This window comes from bacterium (genome assembly GCA_013360195.1).
Classification (GTDB): Bacteria; Electryoneota; RPQS01; order RPQS01; family RPQS01; genus JABWCQ01.
Genome location: JABWCQ010000002.1, coordinates 1 through 24,591, shown reverse-complemented (window position 1 = coordinate 24,591; position 24,591 = coordinate 1). Strand labels below are relative to the sequence as shown.

At 52.0% G+C, this 24,591-nt stretch carries 20 protein-coding genes and 1 pseudogene; 1 reads left to right on the top strand and 20 read right to left on the bottom strand.

Features of this window, described 5'->3' with window-relative positions; translation table 11 throughout:
* Position 1: 1 nt before the first annotated feature.
* The 18 genes and pseudogenes from HUU59_01330 to HUU59_01245 all read right to left on the bottom strand — a co-directional run bounded on the left by HUU59_01330 (position 2) and on the right by HUU59_01245 (position 20,958).
* Positions 2 to 517 (bottom strand): OmpH family outer membrane protein, encoded by a 516-nt coding sequence (locus HUU59_01330; GenBank protein NUO18078.1) that lies wholly within the window; start codon positions 515 to 517, stop codon positions 2 to 4.
* A gap of 19 nt (positions 518 to 536) precedes the next feature.
* Positions 537 to 2,843, bottom strand: a complete 2,307-nt coding sequence (gene bamA, locus HUU59_01325) for an outer membrane protein assembly factor BamA (protein NUO18077.1) — start codon at positions 2,841 to 2,843, stop codon at positions 537 to 539.
* Entirely contained in the window at positions 2,844 to 6,998 is a 4,155-nt protein-coding gene (locus HUU59_01320; protein ID NUO18076.1) for a hypothetical protein, read from the bottom strand.
* A gap of 6 nt (positions 6,999 to 7,004) precedes the next feature.
* Entirely contained in the window at positions 7,005 to 7,679 is a 675-nt protein-coding gene (locus HUU59_01315) for an FAD-binding oxidoreductase (GenBank protein ID NUO18075.1), read from the bottom strand.
* A complete protein-coding gene (uppS, locus tag HUU59_01310) occupies positions 7,676 to 8,380 on the bottom strand; it encodes a di-trans,poly-cis-decaprenylcistransferase (GenBank protein NUO18074.1) in 705 nt (234 codons plus the stop codon). Before uppS ends, HUU59_01315 begins: the two co-directional genes overlap by 4 nt.
* Positions 8,381 to 8,392: 12 nt before the next feature.
* The gene (locus HUU59_01305; protein NUO18073.1) at positions 8,393 to 9,619 is read right to left on the bottom strand and encodes a tetratricopeptide repeat protein; all 1,227 of its coding nucleotides are present in this window, start codon (positions 9,617 to 9,619) and stop codon (positions 8,393 to 8,395) included.
* 32 nt (positions 9,620 to 9,651) lie between these two features.
* Entirely contained in the window at positions 9,652 to 10,656 is a 1,005-nt protein-coding gene (gene mtnA / locus HUU59_01300; protein ID NUO18072.1) for an S-methyl-5-thioribose-1-phosphate isomerase, read from the bottom strand.
* The gene (locus HUU59_01295) at positions 10,653 to 11,606 is read right to left on the bottom strand and encodes a sugar kinase (GenBank protein ID NUO18071.1); all 954 of its coding nucleotides are present in this window, start codon (positions 11,604 to 11,606) and stop codon (positions 10,653 to 10,655) included. The genes mtnA and HUU59_01295 overlap by 4 nt, the downstream gene beginning before the upstream one ends.
* 2 nt (positions 11,607 to 11,608) lie before the next feature.
* On the bottom strand, positions 11,609 to 13,243 hold the full coding sequence (locus HUU59_01290) for an arginine--tRNA ligase (protein NUO18070.1): 1,635 nt from the start codon (positions 13,241 to 13,243) through the stop codon (positions 11,609 to 11,611).
* A 242-nt stretch (positions 13,244 to 13,485) separates the two neighbouring features.
* A pseudogene (gene rsfS / locus HUU59_01285) lies at positions 13,486 to 13,848 on the bottom strand (ribosome silencing factor).
* Positions 13,849 to 13,869: 21 nt separating this feature from the next.
* Positions 13,870 to 14,499 carry a LytR C-terminal domain-containing protein gene (locus tag HUU59_01280; protein ID NUO18069.1) on the bottom strand — a complete coding sequence of 210 codons (630 nt, stop codon included), beginning with the start codon at positions 14,497 to 14,499 and terminating at the stop codon, positions 13,870 to 13,872.
* Positions 14,500 to 14,667: 168 nt separating this feature from the next.
* On the bottom strand, positions 14,668 to 15,165 hold the full coding sequence (locus tag HUU59_01275) for a hypothetical protein (protein ID NUO18068.1): 498 nt from the start codon (positions 15,163 to 15,165) through the stop codon (positions 14,668 to 14,670).
* A 64-nt stretch (positions 15,166 to 15,229) separates the two neighbouring features.
* Positions 15,230 to 15,925: an NTP transferase domain-containing protein gene (locus tag HUU59_01270; protein ID NUO18067.1), complete on the bottom strand. Its 696-nt coding sequence runs from the start codon at positions 15,923 to 15,925 to the stop codon at positions 15,230 to 15,232.
* An 88-nt stretch (positions 15,926 to 16,013) separates the two neighbouring features.
* Positions 16,014 to 16,862: a pantoate--beta-alanine ligase gene (locus tag HUU59_01265; protein ID NUO18066.1), complete on the bottom strand. Its 849-nt coding sequence runs from the start codon at positions 16,860 to 16,862 to the stop codon at positions 16,014 to 16,016.
* A complete protein-coding gene (gene panB, locus HUU59_01260) occupies positions 16,859 to 17,728 on the bottom strand; it encodes a 3-methyl-2-oxobutanoate hydroxymethyltransferase (protein NUO18065.1) in 870 nt (289 codons plus the stop codon). Before panB ends, HUU59_01265 begins: the two co-directional genes overlap by 4 nt.
* Complete coding sequence (gene mnmA / locus HUU59_01255; protein ID NUO18064.1) at positions 17,725 to 18,876, bottom strand: tRNA 2-thiouridine(34) synthase MnmA; 1,152 nt, start codon at positions 18,874 to 18,876, stop codon at positions 17,725 to 17,727. The genes panB and mnmA overlap by 4 nt, the downstream gene beginning before the upstream one ends.
* A gap of 1 nt (position 18,877) precedes the next feature.
* The gene (locus HUU59_01250; protein ID NUO18063.1) at positions 18,878 to 19,804 is read right to left on the bottom strand and encodes a hypothetical protein; all 927 of its coding nucleotides are present in this window, start codon (positions 19,802 to 19,804) and stop codon (positions 18,878 to 18,880) included.
* Positions 19,801 to 20,958 (bottom strand): cysteine desulfurase, encoded by a 1,158-nt coding sequence (locus HUU59_01245; protein NUO18062.1) that lies wholly within the window; start codon positions 20,956 to 20,958, stop codon positions 19,801 to 19,803. The genes HUU59_01250 and HUU59_01245 overlap by 4 nt, the downstream gene beginning before the upstream one ends.
* A gap of 96 nt (positions 20,959 to 21,054) precedes the next feature.
* Here HUU59_01245 and HUU59_01240 point away from each other — a divergent pair, with 96 nt between their 5' ends.
* Positions 21,055 to 22,509 carry a hypothetical protein gene (locus tag HUU59_01240; GenBank protein NUO18061.1) on the top strand — a complete coding sequence of 485 codons (1,455 nt, stop codon included), beginning with the start codon at positions 21,055 to 21,057 and terminating at the stop codon, positions 22,507 to 22,509.
* An 81-nt stretch (positions 22,510 to 22,590) separates the two neighbouring features.
* Here the strand turns inward: HUU59_01240 and rdgB are convergent, their stop codons facing one another.
* Both rdgB and HUU59_01230 read right to left on the bottom strand, forming a co-directional pair.
* The gene (rdgB, locus tag HUU59_01235; protein NUO18060.1) at positions 22,591 to 23,325 is read right to left on the bottom strand and encodes an RdgB/HAM1 family non-canonical purine NTP pyrophosphatase; all 735 of its coding nucleotides are present in this window, start codon (positions 23,323 to 23,325) and stop codon (positions 22,591 to 22,593) included.
* A gap of 564 nt (positions 23,326 to 23,889) precedes the next feature.
* Positions 23,890 to 24,513: a hypothetical protein gene (locus HUU59_01230; protein ID NUO18059.1), complete on the bottom strand. Its 624-nt coding sequence runs from the start codon at positions 24,511 to 24,513 to the stop codon at positions 23,890 to 23,892.
* Positions 24,514 to 24,591: the final 78 nt, after the last annotated feature.

Below are 24,591 nucleotides of genomic sequence, written 5' to 3'. Positions count from 1 at the left end.
ACTACTCCTTCTTGAGTTCTGCCAGTACGATTTCAGTTATGTCGTGCTGCGGAAGTGCGAACACAATGTTTCCACCAGCCGCATCAAATACCATGTCATAGCCGTCCTGCTGGCTTATCTTCTCAATTGCTTGGTTGATTTTCTCGAGAATTGGTCGTGAGAGTTCAAGATTTTTCGTGTAAAGCTTGCCCCCTTCTCCCCAAGTTTCAACACGAAACTGCTCAAGCTCGCGCCTCTTCTCCATGAGCTTCTGCTCTCTCTCGGTACGAGCCTCGGCCGACAGCATGAGACTTTGCTGCTGTATTTCTTCCAGCATCGAATTGACAACTTGCTCTTTCGCCTGCGCCTCCGAAATATACTTCTGCTCTTCCTCCTGCAGCTTGCGCTGGGCCTCCTGATAGTCAGGATACTGCTGAAGAATTGCTTCTGAATCTATATAGCCGATCTTAATTTCCTTTGCAATGCTCGGCGCGATGCCCAATGCAAATGCAAGTATAACTACGCTGAAGCGTGTCATGACAAATCCTCTGATTAAACTAGAATGTGCGACCAAATTGGAAATGTGGCAGCCATCGGCCATACCGAATTCCACGGCTGTCATAGTTGTCTATACCGTACCCGTAGTCCAGACCGATCATGCCTATGAAAGGCATGAATAGTCGGGCTCCGAAGCCAATCGATTTGCGGAGATCGCCAGGATTAGTGTCCTCGTACCGAGCCCAAACGTTACCACCCTCAGCAAATCCAAGCACGTAGATTGTCGGATTCCTTACAATCGGGTATCGAAGCTCAAGCGACTGTTTGAACATAGTCTTGCCCCCCAAGGCATAGCTGCCGCTTTGTGGTCCGACGTCACGGTCGTCATAGCCTCGGAGGCTGGTGCCAAGTGAGAGGCCCGAACCTCCCATAAAGAAATAATCAAAATATGGCACGTCACGCGAATCTTCGCTCAACTGCTCAAGGACTCCCGCCTTTGTTTCTGACATCAAGACAAGATCACCCAGAAGCGGCGAATACCATTGATTGCCCAGTTCCGTTTTGAAGAACTGATCATCTCCAAGCATTGGCCCGCCCGTCATTTCAAGGCGCAAGGAGTTGACTGATCCTTGTGAAGGAAACTCTGCCTCATTCCTGCTGTCACGGGTTATCAACTGAGTCAAACTCGAGGAAATCCGAGGATCATCCTCCACAAGATTGCGAGGATTGTTGCCAATGAAGTCGTCCGTAAAGTCGGTGTATATTGATCTGTCAAGACGATAAATGTAGTCTATCCGGAAGTAGTCATCTGGCCATCGTAGCCGACGTCCTACTCTAAGTGTGCCGCCGATAATGTTCTCATTGAATCCGTATAAGTTGTTCTGGCTTCTGTATGTGTCAAAGAAACTTACCCCCAGCAAAGTCCGGGTGTTTCTGAACCAAGGTTCCGTAAAGCTGAGTGAGACAGAATGATAGCGATTCCCAAAGCTCCAATCTAATCCGAACTGTTGCCCGTTTCCGAGCAAATTGTTCATCTGGAATCCAACCGAGCCTATGAAACCGTCTCGTTGACTATACCCCGCCGAAACGTTTGCCTGGTCAGTTGATTTCTCTTCTACGTTGATATATAGATCGACCAGATTGTCAGATATGGGCAATACATCCGGTACTACACTGGCAAAATAATTCAATATTGTCACTTCGCGAATTGATCGGCGAAGTTTTGAAACATCAAATGTCTCACCCGGATACAAAGTGAACTCTCTGCGTATCACTTTTTCCTTCGTTTTGGTGTTTCCCGTAACGTAAATCTGATTTACTTTGAACTCACTGCCTTCTGAAACTTCAAGTTTCACGTCGACAATGTGACTGTCTTTCACCGTTTCTACCGGATTCACCGTTGCATAAATGTACCCCTTGTCGTAGTACATCGAACCGATCTCGGCCATGCTTCTGTCGAAGTCCGTTCTATTATATTTTTCACCGGACTCCACGCGAAGTTTCCTGCTCAATTCCTCCTCAGAGAACAATCTCTGGTTCGCCCAAGTGAATGTGCCGTACTTGTAGACTGGACCTTCATTGATGCTGAAAGTTAGAATCAGGCCGCGCTTGTCTTCTGTATAGACTGCCGTGTCACCTACAACTTCCGCATCTCGATAACCTTGACTCTGATAGAACGCAACGAGTGCTGCCTTGTCCTCTTCTATCTTTTCCCGTTTATATTCTCCCGACCGAAACAGCGTTTTTCGCGTGGTTCGTATGCGCTTGCGCAATTTCTTGTCGGCGAATGCATCATTGCCCTCGAATTCAACCTGCCTTACTTTGACCCGGTCACCCTCTTGAATCTCGACGTTTACGCGGACGCGGCCGTTGCTTTCAAGTGTGTCCTGTTCAATTTGAATCTCTGACAGCAGATACCCCATCTCTTCATATTTCTTGGTCAAGGATTGCTTTAGTCTGGAAACATCTGCTGGGCGCACAACCTGGCCGGTTGTCAATGTCAGCACATTTTTAAGGTCATCACCCTTGAGCTTTCGATTGCCCTTAACTTCTATCTTGTCTAATCTTCGAAACTCCCTTACGTCAATTCTGAGGTACACACCTTCTGCAGTGCTACGCTCTTCAACAATTTTCACGTCGCTGAACAACCCCAGCTTCCAAAGCTGCCGAATCGCACTTTGAATATCGTCTCCAGTGATATCCTTTCCAACGGAAAGTCCCGAATGGGCGCGTATCAAGCCTGCGTCCGTTGCCTCGTTGCCTTCAATTGAAATCCCCAGGACGCGGAGCCGATCCTGCGCGAGCGCTGGGACTGAACATAGAACAAGTAATATGACGGATAGAAATGTCAAGACGAATCTCTTCAATCAAGGCTCCAATACAAAAGAATACTTTAGGGCAACTGATTCATCGCGTTGGCGGCTGGCTTCATCGTACTCAACGGCAAAATCAAGCACAAAATCCGGACTCACGGGAATTACGCGATACTGCAGGTTCCAATAATGGATGAGTCCGAGCCGTCCGCCTTCTATCTCTCCTGCGGCTTCCGCTAGCTCACCGGTGTACGTGACAAATACATCCTTTGTCACGTACTTCCCCACAGTAACGTTTGAGCCCTTAAGCAATCGTATTACACCTGTCGCTTCAAGAGTGTCCACCAGTACCTCATTTCTCTGCTGTCGAAACACACTCGCGCTGGCCCCTCCGCCTGGCGCAAGAGAAATCTCGTCGAGAAATGTCGCGCGCTCGAGCTTTCTTGAAATTGGATCAAGCCATAATCTCTTTGCGGCTGTCATCGCAGTGCGTGTTAACAATTGCTCGGCTTTCCCTTGCGAGAATTCCGTCACATCATAGCCCAATAGCCCGAGGACTTGCTCCTGTGCTGGATAACCGTCAGCCTCGAGGACGTACGTAACGTCTTCAAATCTCCCGTACGGTATTCGCGTGCCGGTTTCCTCGTCTATTTCGTATATTGTTAGAAATACCGGCAAGGTTCTGCCGACGGAGTCCAGGCCGTATGTCGCAGCTCGTCCGCTTATAACCGGGAAGATGTCCGTCTCGTCGAAGTCCGCTTGCAGCTCCTCGATCCAAAATGTTTGGTCAAGATAGTCAGCTTTCCCACTCGTACTCGTCAATCTGCCGCTTATCCTTAAACTTGAGTCCTGAAGTGAGCCGACCATGACCAATGGTGATTCAGTAGGTGAAACCAGTGCGTCTACCGAAATATGATCAAGATATTCAGCCACTGTGCCAAGAAAGGCATTCCGGCCAATTTGTGTGAATAACTCCGAGTCTTTGAATCCTGTAATCTCGACGTCATAATGCGAACCGTTCCCCATCGTAATACTGAGGTCCCATTCTGCCTCATACAATCTATCCACCAGCCATTTCGTAACGGGTCGCATTCGGTTGCCACCGTATGAGATGAACGGAAACGTGAAACGTGCGTCTTCAATCTGTACGTCACCTGCTATACTCAATCGAGAGTCGCCCAATTGGCTAATACTAATGCCCGATTCATCTGCAGACAATGTTCTTAACCGTCCAAGCCATTCTGGCTTCATGAAGCCCGGGAGTCGTACATTAATACCGTCCGGAGATGTGCTGATCAAAAGCACACCCAACTCAATGCGAGGTTTTGGTATTATGAGAGGGTCTCGTTCGATGACTCTATCGTCACTTGAATCAAGCAACTCAATCTGTAGATAATCGGAACCCTCATCTATTCTAATTAGACCTGAGTCAACAACTCCAGAGCTGTTCAAACTAATATACGTTGTCATGACCAGCTCGCCGGGCGCAGCAGGAGGATAGGTAAACGCCCCCTTCTGTATTGTCAGCTCGCCACCCTCAAATCGAGGATTGTTCCATGTTCCTCCTACTTCGACATGCAGCTTTGATTGGCTGCCGTTGGAAGTGAAATCCGCGTCAACCTGTTCAAGCATGTCTAGAAAGTCCCCTTCGCCTCCAAGATATGCCTTGAATCTTCCGCCTTCAACTGGTTCTGCGGACAATTCGCCGGAAAACGAATACTCACCTTCCTTGTAAAACGAAAGCTGTGGGATGGCGAGCAGCCTGCGCCCATCAATCTCTGTCCCCAATGTTGCATCAATTGCGAACCTGTCGACAGCAAGTTCGCCAAGTAATTCGCCCGCTTCGACTCGCACACTGGCGACAACGTCTGGCCGAGTCAAGTCCCCGAATATCAGTACCTCTCCATCAAGGTCACCGGACAATATTCCGGTCTTTCCCGCAAGAGCCTGAATGAAATCGGCACAATCCGAAGCTGGAAAATTGACGCGTAGGTCGACTGAGTTTGAACCTGCATCAACGCTGCCCGTCGCTTCAAAGATACTTCGGACTCCCCTTCCGAAGCTTAAGTAGAGCTGATCGGCACGCGCTTTCTTTCCATCGGCGGTCAAAAGTCCCCAGTACCCCGGTACACCTTGGGCTATTCCGTTAACGAGACTTACGTCCGCATACCACTCAAGCGAATCCACATTGCCTGCCACCGAAATTTCGCCTGACAAGTCTCCCGAAAGTCGCCACTTTTCAGCGGCAGGAGCTATCCACGGCATTCTCGACAACGGCAATTCATCCACGGACATTCGCAAGTCAACTTGAGATGAATCTACATCAATTGTGCCTGACAGCGCGCCGGCTTCGTCTATATAGATGCTCTCTATCGTAATCCTCTCACCGGCAACCTGCACTTTACCTTGTCCAAAGAACTCCTCGCCGTCACCGGAAATCCCGTACCAATTGCCGGTAAACCCCAACTGGTCTGCCACATTACGTTCGTAATTACCGTCAAACTCCAAATTTCGAAGGATTCTGGTCAGACCCTCGTTCTTCTCAGCATCTGTCTGAATGACCAGATCGCTCTTACCGGAATTTCGATCCCCTTCAAAGTTAAACTCGAACTGCCGAATAGTTTCCAATGCACTCTTCATTCCTGGAAATGCAATCGGGACCAGAGAGTGTGCGTTCGATGCCGACAATTTCCATGCGCCTTCACGTTGACCGAATCGTATTAGTCCATTATCTCCGTCGGGATTGTGGAATACAAAGTTCCATGTCTTATCAAATTCGAAGACCGAGGCACTTCCAAGAAGTTCGCCTGTCGAATCGCGCACAACGAGGCCCGTTTCAAGTTTAGCTGCCGTGCCGTCAACTGCAAACTCAACTTGCCGCACTCCGCATTGTTGACCAAGCAAGCTCGGCAAATCGATCGGCCAAAAACATCCGGATATGTGCAGAGAATCACTCTGAAAAAATGAGTAAACTCCGCCCAACTCTATTGGTCCCCACTGGGAAATCACCTGCACTGAGTCAAAAGTTATTGCCGTGCGACTTAGCAGAGCATTGCCAAACAGACTATCAATTGGCTCTGAAGCGAACGTGATACTGTCGCCTCGAATCGCAAGGTCGAGGAATGGCGAGAACAAACTCCCGGACAAATCTCCGCTCACTCGAAATTTGCCCCGTGTCCCTGGAGGAAATTGAACAAATCCTCCGAGTGCATCAGGCAACGACACTTCGGAATTCAATGCGCCGCTCAGTCTCAGTGAATCAGACAGGTCCACTGTTCCGCTCGAGTGGACATTAATCCCTTCACCCCTTATCCGGATATCCGACCACTTCAGAACATCATTCCGAAGTTCAAGCCTCGCCTCCGGAACATATAGTGATTTCCCTGATAGGCTTATCTCTGTTCCATAAGCGACCACACCGCATTTTAAGGTTAATGAGTCGTGCGACTGTGAAACTTCAGCATTGATCTCGCCTGAGGTAATCGCTAAAGAGTCTCGTTGCGAACCGCCAAGACCGATTAATACTTCATTTAACTCGACTGAACCCGAAACTTGAAACGTTCGCTCTCGAGGAAAGATTGTGCCGGTGAATCTTATTGCGGAAGGAACGGTTCCCCTTGTCTTGGCGCCTATTGAAAGGTCAATATACCCTGATTCGTTTTTCAAACTGCCGCGAACGTCAGAAACCGTGAACAAAGTTGAATCTTCCTTCAGAATGGTGATTTTGCCCCTGTCGATGACAACGTTGCGCAGGCTGTCAACACGTTCAAGCGCAATAAAAACCTCTTCCGGTACTCGTAACTCTGCCTGCTTTGCGCTTTGACCCTGTTCAAGAACTAGAGTTAATCGCGGGTCATGGACACTTATCGTTCTGACAATACGCTCATATGCTCCTGGCTGGGAAATTGCGACAAGCGGATCAATCGAAACTTCAAGTGACGGTATAGTCAATTCGGACCCCGAACCTCCGAGAGGCAGCAGTATATCCCGCAAAGTAATGTGACGCCAACCAAGCTCAATTTCGCCGCAAATTGCGCTTGGACCTAACTGCTCGACGAGATAGCTTGTTATTCCAGCGGCCACCTGCTTGTTCACGAGTGAGTTGGGAAAGAACAGTACAACTGACGTCATGAGCACGAGCGCAAAACCGGCAACCCACACCACTCGGCGCCAGCCGCGCCAGTTCCTGAACCCCCTATGTTCAGTCATGGCCTTCTACCAGTCGTATAAAGAGAGAGCGTCTGCACTTCGGACACTCGCCTGCCTGCTCAATGGGGAAGTCAACGTATCAGTTGCAGTTGAAACAAGTTTTTTGGTGGTGGTGTCTATCGGCAATTCATCCGCGCAGAACTCAATTCCGACTATTATTCCGGCCTTGCCGCGTGATTCTATCAAAATAGAAGACGATGGGCCAAGTTGAAATTGAGGTGAAGCAGGACCGGGTAGCGCCATCGTCCTCCCCTTGGCGTCAATCACTTCCAAACATTGAATGGTATGCCAGAATGACCGTACCGCGTTCCGGGCAGAAGAGTCACCGCCTCCGCATAGAAAGCCGCCTATCGTCTTTCTGTGCAAAGGATGATCGCTTATCAATACTCGCTGGACTGGAGTTCCCGGCTGACAGTAAGTTCTCCCGTTTGTTAACCGGCAAATCTCACGAAGCTTGGAGGTTGAGATTGCGAATGTTCGTTCAGATCTTAGTGAAAAGTTTTGCGGGAACGAACTTCCTTGACCAATCGGCAGGACGCGCCAATTCAGTTCTGCACATTGCTGCACGATACCAACAAGAGCGTCAACACTGGCTGGCGACGCTACCGGATATGGCGCCAACTGCATCAATCCATAGTCAGAACTTGACAGCCGCTCTTCCCAATTTACGATTTGAGTCATTTCAGTCTCGCTCCGAATCGGCGCTCCCGAAGCGTATACTCTTCAATCGCGCTGAGATATTGTTCACGTCGAAAATCCGGCCATAGTACGGGAGTCACAACAAGTTCCGAATATGCTGCTTGCCATAACAGAAAGTTTGACAATCGCATTTCGCCTGACGTTCGGATTATCAAGTCCGGATCGGGTATCTCCGAAGTGTAAAGATTCTGAGATATATCTCGATCAGAAACACTACTCTTGCCGGAACTGAGAATACGATTGACCGCATCAACAATTTCTGTCCGGGCGCCGTATGCAATCGCAAGAATCAAATGCAGACCGGTATTGCTCGCAAGCTTTTCTACCGCTGATTCCAGTGCCCGTCGGGTTACTCCGGAGACTTCCTCCAGTCGCCCAATAACGCTTAGCTTCACGTTATTCTCGTTCAAGTTTCGCGCTTCCTTGCCAATCGTTGTGACAAGAAGTGTCATGAGCGCGTCCACTTCGACTCGTGACCTGCGAAAGTTCTCAGTCGAGAATGTGTACAATGTCAGATACTTCACACCGATTTCACCAGACACCCTGACAATCTCACGAGCCGACTTCACACCCTCCTTGTGCCCCGCGATCTTCGTCAGACCCTTTGCGGCCGCCCAGCGACCGTTGCCATCCATGATGATTGCAACGTGTTGAGGAACCTTCAAACCCGCTTGTTCCGGCATCCTGCGACGAGCCTACTGCCCCTTGGACAGAGAATCGCCTTTCTCAATTGCTCTTGCTCCCTCTTCTGACTTCCCCTGACGAATCAGCGCGATACCATAATTAATCCACGCAGGGCCGTCTTCGGGGCTCGATTCCGTGATTGCCTTAAACTTGTCCGCAGCCTTGCCAAGGTCCCCATACTTTTCCCCCTCAAGGTAAATCAGACCTTGTGTAAAGAGTACGTCTCTGTCGCTTGGTGACTTCGTCAAAAACTCATCAAATGCCGTCAGTGCCGCGGATGTATCTGCCAATTGCAAATTAAACTGGCCAATGTAAAAGATTATGTTCTCGTCGTCGGGATTGGACACTTTCGCATCATTCAATGCCTTCAAAGCTACTCGCTTCAACGAATCCCGCTCTGCCTGCGACCGGTCCTCATCATTGGCCATTGTCGCGAGCGAAAACGCCTTGTACTGGACAGCTTCTACCGAACCGGGATCCTCGGTGAGCATCCTGTCCGCCATCTCGATAGTCTTCAAGTAATCCTGCGACGAATAGTAATGCTGAATCAACTGCAGTTGTACGTAATACCTGTTGTTCTTGTAATTCTCCGGCTCTTTGGTCTTCAAATCAGAATTCTCAAGGGCCGTTCCAGCTTCCTCCCAGGCCTTGACAAAGCTCTCGTCCCGCTCCTGAAAACCCTTCAGCTGTGCATACACGAATCTGCTGCTCCAATGCTCGGGGTCAATCATGATGGCGGTCTCGGCCGCCTTCAACCCTTGCTCGACGACAACCGTCGCGTTTTCCATGCTATTCGCCCCTTCCATGGCACGGTAACTCGAATCCGCTGCAACGGCCTTACTGTAAAATTCCCACCAGTAACGCTCTATGATGTCTTGTATCTTTGACTCAAACTTTTTCGCCTTCTTGTCACCGCTCGCCGACAGCTCGCGCACTCCCTTGAAATCAGCAATAGCACGCTCCAAAACACTTCTTTGCGCATCTGTTGATTCACCGGCAAGCTTCTTACGCAATCCCGTGTGTACATTGTCCATCGCGATCATACCCAGTAGTTCGCCCCGCTCAAACAACGCCTCGGCATTGTCAGGCTCCTTTCCAACCGCCTGATCGTAAAACTCAATCGCCTTCGCAATCTCACCCTGTTTCTTGTATATCTTCGCTGACTGCAATTCCATTCCAGCGAACGCAGCAGCAGCGCCGACGCTCATCAGGATAATAAATGTAATGATGCGCTTCATGCTCAATCTCACTCAAATTTGGTTTGGAACCGTTATCTCAACTTCCCAAAGCGAAAAGGTGCTCGGTGGACTCCCCGCTCTGAGATTATTGAAGTAATGTACTTGGAAGGTGTGACGTCAAAGGCCGGGTTCCACACGCGCATGCCTTTGACATTGTTAAGTCCTGCAGTAGCCTTCAGAACCTCCGCCGCTGAACGTTCTTCAATGCGAATCTCTCTTCCACTCGCAATGTCCAGATCGAACGTCGAACTCGGCGCTACCACGTGAAAAGGAATTCCGAATTCGTGCGCAAGTATGGCAACACCCCTCGTGCCGATCTTGTTGCTCGTGTCTCCGTTTCGAGCAATCCGGTCTGCGCCAACAAAAACCCGCTGCACCTTCCCCATCGACATCAATGCAGCAACCATGTTGTCGCAAATCAATGTAACCGGAATCCCGTCTTTTGCGCACTCCCACACTGTTAGCCGCGCTCCCTGACCGACAGGACGGGTCTCGCACGCATAAACTTCACGCACTTTTCCTTGACTGTAACCCGTCCTTATGACGCCAAGCGCGGTACCTATCCCACCTGTCGCCAACGCACCCGTGTTACAGTAAGTCAGAATCCCCTCGCCGCGTCTGATTTGTCGCGCACCTAATTCACCCATCCGCTGGCATGCGTCTGCATCTTCACGATGAATCGCCTTTGCCTCGCGAACAATGCGGGCGACCGGAGTTCTTTCATCCGGTGATACACAAGCGTGCATTCTTTGCAGCGCCCAAAACAGATTGAACCCGGTCGGTCTCGTAATCCTCAAACGGTCAATCGCCGACGTGACTTTCTTGCAGTTCCCTCCTGAGGAAACTGCCGCAAGAGCGACTCCATAGGCCGCAGCAATCCCGATGGCAGGCGCCCCGCGCACGGCAAGACTCTCAATCGCCTTTGCGACCGTCTCTGCACTTTTTGCCCGGATCCATTTCTCCTGCTTGGGCAGCAATCTCTGATCTAAGATTAACAACTCCTCGCCTGCCCATTTGAGCGGGGTAACTTTGCTCATGGTACTCGAGTCATGGACTGCAATGCATTGTAGCGGTCAATCAACTCCGCGCGCGTGCGGTCTTTCAAACCGTCCGGGCCGAATCCTTCCACATAAAACGACCCGATAACACTTGCCCATTGCATTCCGCGGCGAATGTTTGTGTCAGTTACTGTCCCGCATGCCGCAAGGTAGCCCAGAAGCGTTCCCGCATACGAATCCCCCGCACCCGTCGGATCAATCACCTGTTCAACGGGATATGTTTGAGACATGAACACACCATTTGGACCTATCAAGAAGCTGCCGTGCTCGCCCTTTTTGACAATCACCCACTTCGGCCCCATTCTCAACAGCTCACGCGCCGCTCCGATTAAGTTTGAAGACTCCGTTAACCACAGTGCTTCAAATTCGTCAACAAACAAAAGGTCAACCTTTCCAAGTACCTTTAGAAAGTCCTGCCGAGCAATGTCAATCCAGAGTTTGAAAGTGTCAATTGCGACGAGTTTGGGCCGCTTTACCTGCCTGAGTACGTCTAGCTGCAGCCTTGGCTCAATTGCCGCCAGAAACAGGATGTCAGGCGTTCGGTAGCCTGCCGGCAGACTCGGCGAAAAGTGCTCAAACACCCCTAGCTCTGTTCGAATCGTTTCCCTGGTGCGAAACCCTTCGTGGTATCGACCTTCCCAAAGAAAGGTCTGGCCTGGCTTCACTTCCACACCGTGAAAATCTACGCCACGACGCCGCAGGAATTCCGCTTGCTCGAAGGGATAGTCCTCGCCAACCGCACCGACCATACCCACCTTTGCAAATCGTGATGCCGCATTTGAAAAGTGAAACGCCGAACCGCCAAGCACGACTTTTCCTTCGACAATCGGTGTATGTAAAACGTCAATGGCAACGCTGCCTACGACAACGACATCCGGTTTTCCGCCGCTATTCAACCTTCGCGTCTTGCTAGAACTTCTCTGTCCCAATGCTACATCTCCGTAGGTGCTGATACTCCGCAGAGCGTCAAGCCGCGCTGCAAAGCGATTTGTGTCGCACGGCAGAGACACAACCGCGCAGCCTGCAGCTCCGGCGGTGTCGTCAATACCCTGCAATGATGATAAAATCTGTGAAACTGAGCCGATACTTCTCTAAGCCAATTTGTCAAGGCATGGGGATCGCGACTGAACGCGCATTCATACAGGACGTCGTTCAATTCACGGAGTCTCCGCAACAAGACAAGCTCCTCCTCATGGGTCAAGAGTTCCAAGTTTTCAGGAATCTCCGGTACCGGGACCTCGCTTCGTCTGAAAATGGACTCTATTCTCGCATGTGCATACTGCACATAGAATACAGGATTGTCGTCTGACTGCCGCTTGGCAAGCTCGATATCAAAGTCCAGCGGTGTCGATGTCCTTCGTAAGAGAAAGAAATAGCGTGCCGCATCTACCCCAACCTCTTCAAGCAACTCATCCATTTCAATAAGCTTGCCCGCTCGCTTTGACATCTTTACCGGTTCACCGTCACGAAGCAGGTTTATGTGCTGCAGCAGCATGATCTCGAGCCGGGACGAATCCTCGCCAAGTGCCTTCATCGCCGCGGCCATCTTGGTCAGGTACGCATGATGATCCGGACCAAGTATATCTATGATATGATGATATCCGCGCCGAAACTTGTCCCAATGATAAGCGATATCAGGCAAAAAGTAGGTCGGTTTGCCTTGCGACGTGACGACGACCCAGTCCTGTCCGTCGCCAAACTCAGATGTTCTGACAAACTTTGCCCCATCCTTGTCAAAAATGGCTCCTCGCCTTTCCAATGCCTCCAAGGCCTTCCACTCGGACCCAGACTTTCTCAGACTGCTTTCTCGAAACCAGTTGTCCATCTCAACTCGAAAAATCGCAAGCGACTTTTCGTGCATTGATACGTGACGTTCAATGGCCAAAACACCGAGCTTCTCCGCTGCATCCGGATCGTTCAGGAATCTGTCGCCTTGCTGCTCTGCAAGACTACTTGCAAACTCGGTGATATACTCGCCATGATATCCGCCTTCAGGAATCTCCGACTCTCGGCCGAAAATATTGGCGTACCGTGCATAAACCGACTTGCCGAGCAATTCGACCTGATTCCCTGCGTCGTTCACGTAGAACTCTGAATCGCACTCCGCCCCCAGTGCTGTGAATATCCGCTTCAGACTGTCCCCGACTGCCGCTGCGCGTGCGCTTACCACATTCAGCGGGCCGGTCGGATTCGCCGACACAAACTCAATCAAGATTCGCTTGCCCGATAAATCTCGCGAATCTCCAAACTCATCCGATCGATTGATAGCCAGAGCGGCTATCGACTGCAAGTACTTGTCAGCAAAACGAAAATTTATGAAACCCGGGCCGGCGACGCCTTCGCATTTGCACAATCCCTCATCCAGATCAAGACCCGCAACGATCATCTCCGCAATCTGACGAGGCGGTTTGCCAAGAAGCTTTGCATGTACAAGTGCCGCGTTGGTGGCGATATCCCCGTGTGCCGGATCGCGCGGTTTTTCCAAAGTGACCGTCGGCGAAGACACACCCTGCTTCGCCAAAACATTTGAAATGGCCGACTGTATATGCTCGTGTACCCGCTTCACGCCAAATTGGACTTCTTTTTGGCGGCAGGTTTCTTGGCCGCCTTCTTGACTGCCTTCTTCTTGGCTGGTGTCTTGCTTACAGATGTACCCACTGACTTCTTCGCGCGCTTCTTTACAGCTTTCTTTGCTGCTTTCTTTGCTGCCTTCTTGACAGCTTTCTTCGCACTCTTCTTTGTCGCGTTGCCGGTTGTCAGCGCTTTCTTCGATTTGGCAACATGACCTGTGCGCGATACTTCGACAAAACCTTCTTCATCGCTCACTTCGATGACATCCGCGTCGCTCCATAGGTCCTCAAGCCGGTAATAATCCCGGAAACTCGGCCGGAATACGTGAACGACCACGTCCACAAAGTCCAAGAGTACCCAATTCAGCGAGTCCATTCCTTCCTTGTGAAAGACCTTCTCGCCGACATGCTCGCGCGCGCTTTTCTCGATATGCGTGGCTATAGCACGCACCTGCTGATTCACTTCGCCCGTGCAGACCACAAAGTAATCCGTAACCGTGTCAAGTTTGGTCAGGTCGAGTATCCTGACATCGAGAGCTTTTTTCTCAAGCGCCGCCAATGCGGCATGCTTGGCAAGCTCCAATGGTCGAACCGTGCTCAGTCGCGTTCTCCGTACACTTTATTACCTAATCTTCCAATTTAGCTTCTTGTAATCTGATCCCACAATCAGTGACACGTCTGAATTTCGATCACTTCTCGTGGTGTCCCAAGCTGTAAGTGCCGGAACAATCCCAAGCCGCTCCGCCACCGTTGTGCCGTTCTTCAAGTCCTGTCGCCTGTCTAATACTTCGCTTCGACCGTAGTCAAAGTTACGCGCATTGCGCACTTCCACAACCTCAAAACCCATCGCTTCAAGAGCTGACTTGGCCCTGGCCCCTATCCCTTTGACACCGCAGCCATTGAAAAGAGTAATCCTCGGCATTGCTTCCTCCGAAGATGTTTCGCCTTCCTCTGCCTTTTCTTCATCGCCAATCTCTTCCGCCACCCCTGAATCCTTGGGAACATGTGCCTCATCTGCTTCCAATAGCAAATCGGCAAAAGGTGAATCAACTTCCGCTGGCGGCATCTGAGCAATTTGATCGAGCAATTCACCCGACCGGTTTCCAGCTATGTCATCGGTCGATCCGATCGATCGTCTTTCAAGGCTCTTGCTGGTCTCGGAATTCCCGCGAAACAAACCAACGCCAAGCAGAATTAGAACAAACGGTAAAATGACAAAAAGCAATAGCCGCCATCCAGTGCCAGTCTGCACCCGACGGCGTCCGGTGTTATTTTCATATTGGGGATAAAAACGCCTGGGCACCGGTTCAAAAAAATGACCGAGATCTCAGGACTCTCGGTCGCTAATAGTGGCCAACCGATTTGGCGGGCGAGTGATTAACGAAACGGTCAGTCGAGCATCAGTCAAAAGCATGCCGGCTCACGGACGGCCGGGAAACTGCCATGGTGAGTAGTAGTCATAGCTATTGTACTCCCAGCCACGATATGGAGTCATCCCTTTCGCAACTGACAATCGAAAAAGAGAATTCTTGCTCGGCTGCCAATTCAGGTCAACCGCTCCGACAAAGTCATTCCCGGTTCTTGCTGGATTCCACTCCGCTGGTCCGCTCGGCTGAAATTGATAACCGAGATGCGTTGTCACGCTTAACGGCGCCGATATCTGATAATCCAGCCTATTCATGTACAACCCGCGGGAGACGCTTGTCCCACCGCCGTTTGCGTAACCAAAACTTACCGAATGCGACATGTGCATTCGAGACGGATCAAGCAGACCCTTGACTCCGTTCAAGCCAAGACCCTGTTCATGACTCCGGAGGTACTCGGACGTCGAACCACTCGTCGGTTGCGTTCGGTATTGCCCCAACGCATGTAGCGAAAGAACGCAAATCAACAAGCACGCTGCCGTAATCGACCGCATAGACTTCTCCAACCTCGTTTGAGTATTCCTAAAGATAAGCACAAACCTCATAATAATCAACACTTCAGGCCGATTGGCGGGCGAGCCAAACGGCTTCCGCCTCGGCCAATTCCGCGGGTGTATTTATCCCCTGTAACTCCCCAAACTCCGCACAGTTCACCGCCTGAGTCACTCTGCCGGCTTTGCCAAGAATCCCCACGATGTCCGTAAGATAATACTCCCCCTTGGCATTGTGAGGGGTTACTTTGTGCAATGCCTGAAAAAGCGGTTCTCGCTTCGCCAGATAAACTCCGCTATTGATTTCACTAATGTTACGCTGCTCGGTCGTGGCGTCCTTTTCCTCGACAATTCCCGTAAATTCACCATCAAGGTCACGGACTATCCGGCCGTAACCGAACGGATTGGGTGCCGTTGTGGAAAGAACGGTCAGATCCGCTCCGCCCTCACGATGACACCTGATCAACTCCGTCAAGGTCTCGGAACGGAGAAGTGGGACGTCACCTGACAAAATCAGAATTTCCTGACAATTTGGTGAAATCGCCTCTTCCGCCTGCAAGACCGCATGGCCAGTGCCCAGAGGTGGATCCTGTACAACCGTACCCGTGGCAATATCTCGCACCGTCTGCTCGACCAGTGCGCGCATGTGCCCCACGACCACAATCGTTTGACCCGCACCAAGCTTGGCTGCAGTATCAAGCACCCGCAGGATCAACGGCCTCCCGGCAAGTTCATGCAGTACCTTTGGGAGGTCACTATTCATGCGGGTGCCCTTCCCGGCCGCAAGGATAACCACGGACAGCGTTGAATCCATCACTAGAAAAACTTCTTTACTTGGTTGAATGTTCCGCTCAAGCGTCGTAAACTGCCATATTATCAATCAATCTAACACTGCCCAACCGAATCGCACCTATCAGTCTTGCGTTCTCAGGCACAATCGCCTCTTCCACAAGTGTTTCGCTATTTACACCTGTTAGATACTCGACTTGCGCGTCGGCTGACTTGCTGACATCCGCCAACATGATTTGCTTGACTTTCTCAACGTCCCTCTCGCCACTCCGAATCAAGTCGCGGCCTGTGAGCAAGGCCTTGTAAAGAACGCTTGCCTGCGCACGCTCAGATTCTTTCAAAAAGCGGTTTCGTGAAGACATGGCAAGACCGTCCGATTCACGCAACGTCTGTCCTGCAACTATGCTTACCGGCCAGTCCAGTGACCTGCACATCGCGCGAATCAGCGTAAGCTGCTGAAAGTCCTTCTCACCGAAATTCGCCGCATCCGGCCGGACAAGATGTAAGAGTTTTGCAACAATTGTCAATACTCCTTCGAAGTGCCCCGGGCGTATTGCACCTTCCCATACCTTGCCCATCGCCCCGGGATTAACAGTAATACCCGAATCTGAATGGTACATGTCATCAACCGACGGTGCGAACACAAAGTCAATGCCCTCATGCTCGCAAAGTTCAATGTCGTTTTCCAATGTCCGGGGGTATCTTGTCAAATCCTCATTCGGACCGAACTGTGTGGGGTTCACGAAAATGCTCAGTACCCGGACGTCACACGGACCGCACAAGCGCGCAAGACTCATATGTCCTTCATGCAGGGCGCCCATCGTCGGAATCAAGCTTATTCGCGCTGCACACTTCCAGAACGGTTCAAGCTCATCGTTGAGCTCGGCGCGAGTCTTTAGCAATTTCACTATGCTTTGCGGCTGCGTTTCTCAGCCTTACTCTCTTCATTAGTTTCCGGAGCCTCATAAGACTCACTTGCTGTGGGAAATGCCCCTTCCCGCACGTCATTTACCCAGTTTGAAACCGCGTTCCTGACTAGGTCTGCCCCATTCATGTAATGCCGGACGAATCTTGGCTTGAACTTGTCAAATATTCCAAGCAAGTCATAATTCACCAGTATCTGCCCGTCGCAATTTACGCCAGAACCGATACCTATGGTCGGTATGCGAAGGTGCTTGGAAACCTTCTCGGCAAGACTGGCCGGGATTTTCTCCAGTACAATGGCAAAGCAGCCGGCTTCCTCCAGTGCCAGCGCTTCGAGAAGCAGCTGTTTGCCTTCCTTCTCAGTGGTCGCCTTGACTCCATATCCGCCGAACACATTTATCATTTGCGGCGTCAGCCCCAAATGTCCCATGACTGGAATCCCTGCCTCCACAAGCCGTTTCACCGTTGGCACAAGATATCCGCCGCCCTCTATCTTCACCGCTTGCGCACCACCCTCTTTCAAGAATCGTATCGCATTGCGCACAGTTTCTTCTGCTGATACCTGAAACGAACCGAACGGCATATCCGCCACTACCATTACTCTCGATGTGCCGCGAGAAACACACCGCGTTAGGAATAGCATCGAATCCATCGTCATCGGAATCGTGGTCGCGTGACCGGCAACCACGTTACCCGCGCTGTCCCCGACAAGGAGAAAATCCACTCCGGCCTCTTCTTCAAGGGCCGCAAAGATTGCGTCATACGCGGTCAGGCCGACAATCTTTCTCCCTTCTGACTTGCAGGCCACTATTTGTGGTGCCGTCACTCGAGGAAATGAACCTTGCTTGCTCATTGAGAGACTCCTTCAATACTGGTAAGTATTGCTCCACCAAGCACGATGTCCCCGTCGTAAAATACCGCTGACTGACCCGGCGTTACCGCCCGTACGGGCGTGTCGAACTCGATTCTCACCTTGCCGTCCGGCAATGACGTAACGATTGCAGCCACCGCTTCGCTCCGATACCTGACCTTCACATCGCATTTGACGGGATCGGACGGTCGCGGAATCGACACCCAATTCGTGTCATGACCAAACGCGACTGAATCCAGACAATTCTCATCGTAGTCCAAATATACCCGGTCAGTCTCCGGCTCGATACGCTTGACATAAAGCGGCCGACCTGCGGATAATCCCAGCCCCTTGCGCTGACCAACTGTGAAGTTTGTTATACCCTCATGGTGCCCGAGCACTCGCCCGTCCGGACCGATGAACTCACCACCCCCCAGTACCTTCAATTCCATTGCGAAATTGTCCTGCAGAAAGCGGCGGTAGTTGTTGTCCGGCACGAAGCAAATATCCTGACTCTCTGGCTTATCAGCCGTTACTAATTCAAGTCCGCGAGCGAGCTCTCTGACCCGCGACTTCGGCAAATCCCCCAACGGAAACAACGTTTGATGTAAGCTGTGCTGCGAGAGACCCCACAAGGCATAAGACTGGTCCTTTTCAAGATACCGAGCCCTCAATAGCATAGCCCTGTCCCCGGTCTTCTGCACTCGTGCGTAGTGCCCTGTTGCAAGATACTCACATCCAAGCTTCTGTGCCTTGTCAAGCAATGTCTGCCACTTAACAAAGGTATTGCAGCGGACACAGGGATTTGGCGTCCTTCCGGCCAAATACTCTCCTGCAAAATTCTCAACGACGGAGCCGTGAAATTCCTTGGACAAATTCAGCACATAGTGCTTTATTCCCAGCCTGTCTGAAACCGCACGCGCATCCTGTGCCATTGTGATACTACAGCATCCGCTCGCACGGTTTAGCGACATCTCCTGACCTTTTTCATCCGTCCAAAGATGCATCGTCAGACCAATGACGTCATAGCCCTCGTCCACGAGCAGGGCAGCTGCCACCGAGCTGTCCACGCCGCCGGACATGGCAACCGCCACCGTTGTCTTCACTGCGGTCTTTGAGTTTGTATGAATCGCTGGAGCTGCTGTCGTCATCTTATGATGCCACTTTGACTACTTTTGTGAATGTCGTGTCCGGCCGGACCGGTACTGATGTCGTATCGCCTCCCACTGCCCATATTAATGCCGTTTCAATTCCGGCTCGCAAGCGGTCCGTACTGGATACTCCTGCCAGGGCCCCCATGCTTAGGATATCGCCGCTAAGCCTGTTCCCTCCCTCTTCCCACTGAAAAGGCTCGGCTCCTTCCGGTTCTATCAACACTCGCTTTCGACCAAGTCCCTCAAGTGCAAATTTGTAAGAAGTCGCAAAACCGGATTCATCCATCTTGCCCCATTCCGTCAAGCCGCTTGATGCCTCTATCAGCGCGACTTCGCGGATACTGTGCGGCTGTTTCGCCAGCGCACCCAGCAGCGGTGTAACTGCGTTCCCTTGACCCGCAACGAAATTAAGCGTACTGTCCAGCACCTGATGTTTCTTCAACAATTGAAGTATCAAATCTATGTCCCGCCGGGTTCTCCAGAGACCGTTGAACAAATTGGCGCGCGAAGAATTGATTTCACCATTCTCGTCTCGTTCAAAGCAGCGATGCACGTTGTATGCAACGACCGCCGCATGCTGCGCACGGGTGTTGCCGTCAAGAATGGCGCTCAAATTCACGTCACTTGGGGAGTCATACACCCACAACAATGACTTCAGCTTCCGGCTGTTTGCTGGCACCCTGTATGCCGCCTCCACCGTGTCCCCCTTCTCCCCCACAGCACGAATGACATAGTGACCGAAATCCTTGCCGCGTGACACAAACCGCATGTCACTCTTGGTCAGCGTGGCCCGCTCCTGCCACAATCGCTCTACAGAAAACTTCTGCTCGTTGTTCTTCTGAGTAATCAAATAAACTGTCCATCCCACAACTGTGAACAGTGCGGCGGAAATCACAAACCATTTCAGCGGCGAAGACTTTCTCATGCCGTTGCTCGACGATGTTCCCGCTGTCGTGTAACGATTTTCGGCAATGCTTCGACCAGTGCCCTGACATCGGATTCTTTGGAGAACCGTCCAAAACTGATTCGCAGACTCGACCTTGCCTCTTCGGTGCTCAGGCCAAGCGACATCATGACATGCGAGGCTCCGGTCGCACCTGCACTGCACGCGGCCCCCGTCGAAACGCATATTCCCTGCATGTCCAGCGCGATTAACAGCTCTTCGCCGTCACAGCCCGGCACTCGAACGCTCAGAATGTTGGCTGCTCTCTCGCTGCCTCCGTTTACAATAAGGTCGGCAATCCTTGACCTCAACTCACGCTCACACGCGTCACGCAGTTTTCTGATTCCCTCACCTTCGCTTCGCATGTTCTCAAGACAGAGTTCTGCCGCCTTGCCAAAACCGACTATCCCCGCAACATTCTCCGTGCCCGTCCGCCGTCCGCGTTCCTGACTGCCCCCGTGCTGTCTTCTCCCAAGCTGCGTTCCCCGTCGCACGATTAACGCACCACTCCCCTTCGGGCCGTGAATCTTGTGCGCTGATATCGATATCATGTCTAATTCCATGGACGAGAAATTCAGCGGCAGCTTCCCAAAACTCTGTACACAATCGCTGTGAAACAGAACGCCCCGCCGCCTGCAAATCTCCCCGATTTTCTCAATCGGCTGTATCGTCCCCAGCTCATTGTTCACATGCATCACCGAAACAAGGATAGTCTCTGGGCGAATTGCTTTCTCAACGTCCGCGGGATCAACATACCCATCCTTCGAAACGGGTACGATGGACATCATCGCGCCCGCTTTGTCCAAGGCCTTTGCGCAATCCAATACGGCATGATGCTCGATCGAAGAAACCACAAAGTGATTGTGCGAATTATCGCTCGCATCCATTGCGCCTTCAAGTGCCCAATTATCCGCTTCTGTCCCACCGGAAGTAAAATACACTTCGTCCGCGTGACATCCGGCCAGCTTCGCAATCCAATTGCGAGCCGTCTCCACCGCCATCTTTGCCTGCTTGCCTCGCTCATGAACACTTGATGGATTACCCCACGTTTCCGCAAGGGCGTCCGACATTGCCGCGACCACCGCAGGATCAGGCTGAGTCGTGGCCGCATTATCCAGATATACAATTCCTGTCATAGCCAATAAATATAACCTTTATACCCCCAAAATGCAAGTTTTCTTATACGCTTACGCTTGACAAACCATGCGATTTTATGTAACTTAACCATCATTATGGCCCCACAATTCCGATTCCTCTGCTTGCTTGCCGCCCTGTTCGCAGCCGCGCTTTCCGCGTCCGCGCAGGAGGCTCTCGACCCGGCCTTCGATCCTCCCTACCGCGGAGCCGCCGCCACAGGCAATAAGATTCGCTGGAACGGCACCATCGGCATGGTCATCATTAACGGCAAACTCTATCAGCAATTCGGCCTCAGACCGGATGTCCCTCTCGGAAAATGGGGAGTCGGACTCGACCTGACCGTGCGCATGGACGAGGAAGGAAATCTCAAAGAGGATGAGTGGGACGAGCCCCTTGATGCCGTCGAAAAAATCTACTACATCCGCTACGGTGCGCCCGGCGATCCGCTTTACCTGCGGGTCGGAGCCCTCGACAACGTCACGCTCGGCTATGGCATCGTCATGCACCGCTATGCCAACACCGTTCAATATCCCGAGATTAAGCGAGTCGGTACATATGTCGAAGGTGAAGCCGGCAAGAAAGGGTTTCTCTCCTTCCAAGCTATGACCAACAACATCCGCGAACTCGACGGCCCCGGTGTGGTCGCTGCGCGCGTAGCTCTGAAACCCGTTCCCAAATCCAATCTCACCATCGGCGGCACTCTCGCTCTCGACGGAAATCAATACGCCGGTCTCGCCGATTCCGACGACGACGGCGTTCCCAATCGCCTTGATTTATTCGGCGACATCGACGACCGCGTGCGTGTGCAGGAGATCATGAACCTGCTCACACCTGAAGAGATCGCTCAGCTCATCGAATGGGGCTATCTGCCCGATATCTATCGTCTCCCTGAGGACTATCGAAACCGCACCGATGAAATGATGATGACCGGCATTGATGTTGGGCTTCCCCTCTTGCGGCCCAGGAAATTTTCCCTCTGGGGCTACGCACAAGCCGCGCAAGTTCACGACTTCGGCTGGGGCTGGGCCTTTCCCGGTTTGCGCGCAGTCTTTCATCCCGTCGAAATTGGTCTTGAGTATCGCCGTTACGAAAAAGAGTTCATAGGAAATTATTTCGATTTTTCCTACGAACTCGAGCGGGCCCAAGTCGTCGGTGACAGCACCTACGCCACCAAGGAATCCGTCCTGAAAGGCCTCGGCAAAGCCGAGGGCTTCTACGGAGATTTGACACTCTCCTTCACCGACATCGGCTATCTCTACGGCTGGGCCTTGGACATGCACGGCGAAAACTATCCCTCCGGCAAAACTTTCTACGGTGAGGCCGCCGCGACTCCGCCCGAAAATCCCTCCAAAATTCGCAAGGTCGCGGGCTACTTCTATCAGCCCAATCAACCTGAGTTCTTTAACGAACTCTCTGACGGCACCATTTACGGCGGCAAGGTCTTCTTTGGCATCGCGCACAACGTCAACATCGTCTATGACCACCGCGTCACCTATGCCAACGGCGACACCTATCGCACCGTCCGCATTGAAACAATGGTCACCTTCTGATACAAAATTCCCCCTCGCTTAAGCGGAGGGGGTTCGGGGGTGAGTCTTCATTCGCCGGGCAGGGATTCAGCGAAGTGCTTGTCAAGCACGCAGCGGCTCCCTGCCGGAATCTGAGAGCAGAAATTTCAGCAGCTTCATCATCTTCTCAACCGCCAGTCCACGATGTGACAGGCGGTTTTTTTCGCTCATCTCAAGCTCCGCCAAAGTCCGTCCGTCAGCCAGTTCAAACACCGGGTCATATCCAAATCCCTTGTCACCACGAGCCTCGCGGGTAATACGCCCCTCCAGCCTCCCCTCAGTACAATAGGTTCCGTCCTCCGTCGTCAGACAAATCACCGCCCGGAATTTCGCCTGCCGTTTGTCATCCGGCACATCGGCCATTTCTCGTAAGAGCTTTGCGCAGTTGTCCGCATACGTCGCCCCCTCTCCGGCATACCTCGCAGAATAGACTCCCGGTGCACCACCGAGTGCCTCCACTTCAAGTCCCGTGTCATCAGCCAGTGCCCAAAGTCCCGTCCCGCGGGCAGCTTCCCGCGCCTTCTTGATGGCATTCCCCAGTAAATCCGGCTGGTCTTCCACGGTCGCTGGCAATGAAAAATCCGCGAGGCTCAAGAGCTCCACCGGCTGGCCGGTCAGCTTCTCCTGAATCTCGCGGAACTTATTCGGGTTGTTCGTTGCGATGACGATCCGCTGCAAAGGCTTAACCGTACACCTCAGCAGAGTTGCACTTGCACACCTTGACCATCCTCGAGGTCTGATTCCGGCGGCCGCCTTCCGTAACAAATTCACGTACGCGCACCGAAGTCTGGATCTCATTACACACCGGGCAGTGCTTCGCACCGGACGACTTTACCTTCGACAACTTGTCGGTAAAGGTCTGTTTCTTTGCCATTTATAGCTTCCTTTCTGGGTTTCTAACAACAGGGAATATAAGCATTTCCCCCCGCCTTGTCAAGGTGCGAGTTAAGGGAGTATGTTTCGTTCCGTATTGCTAAACCTACACTCGTGTCGATTAGTTCCTGAATGGGACACTCGTAACACCCGAATTGCGAACCGAACTGTAAAGCCCTATGTCATCCTGAACGAAGTGAAGGACCCCTCTGCTCTGTTTCCCCTCGCTTCAGCGGAGGGCCAAGCGAGGCCAGCTTCGCCGTGCTGGGATTTTGCGAAGGACCCCTCTGCTCTGTTTCCCTCGCTTCAGCGGGGTGCCAAGCGAGGTCAGCTTCGCCGAGCGGGGATTTAGTGAAGGACCCCTCTGCTCTGTTTCCCCTCGCTTCAGCGGGGGGCCATGCGAGGCCAGCTTCGCCGAGCGTGGATTTAGCGTCGCGGTTCCCCGCCGGAATCCGCCTTTCCTCTTTCCTCTTTCCTCTTTCCTATTTCCTATTTCCTCTTTCCTATTTTCCCCAAAACCTCTCCCATCTCCATTCCCTTCACAAACGAACTTGCGAGTGCACTCGGCGCATCCACCGCCGTCACCTGATAAAACTGCGTCGCGGAGAAATTCACTACACCCTCATGCGTGTAGGTCGTGTCCGGCGTCCACCCATGATAATAGAACGGCCCGCCCGAAGTCGGTGAATAGAACACCGCATACCATAAGCCGCTCACCGCGCACCCGCTCACGGAAGTATCCACAACCGACCAACTCAAGTGCGCATCAAGCCCCTCCGTCGTGATCACCACTTCCGGTGCCGCCGGAGGTGAACCGGGCACCAGCTCGATTTCAACCGTTGTCGAATCCATGCTGGCTCCGCATGTGTCATTGACGGCAACGACCGTATAGGCGTAGGTATTCCCACCAACGGCGTTCGCATCTTCGTAGCTTACAGAAGTGTTTGGAAGGGTCGCCAGCAAAACACCGTCGCGAAAGACCTCATAGTATCCAAAGTCTCCTAAAGCGGGAACCCAACTGACAGTAATGGTCTCGCAACTGTCCGATATTGCTGATGCTTCTGCAGGACCCATTGGGTAGTCAAGAAGTTGCCCTGAGACGTTATCAAGCACATTCGAAGCTCCGCAATCACCAATAGCTTGTGCACTGTAGGTATAATTACCCCCGCTTGGTGGAAAGTCCTCATAGCT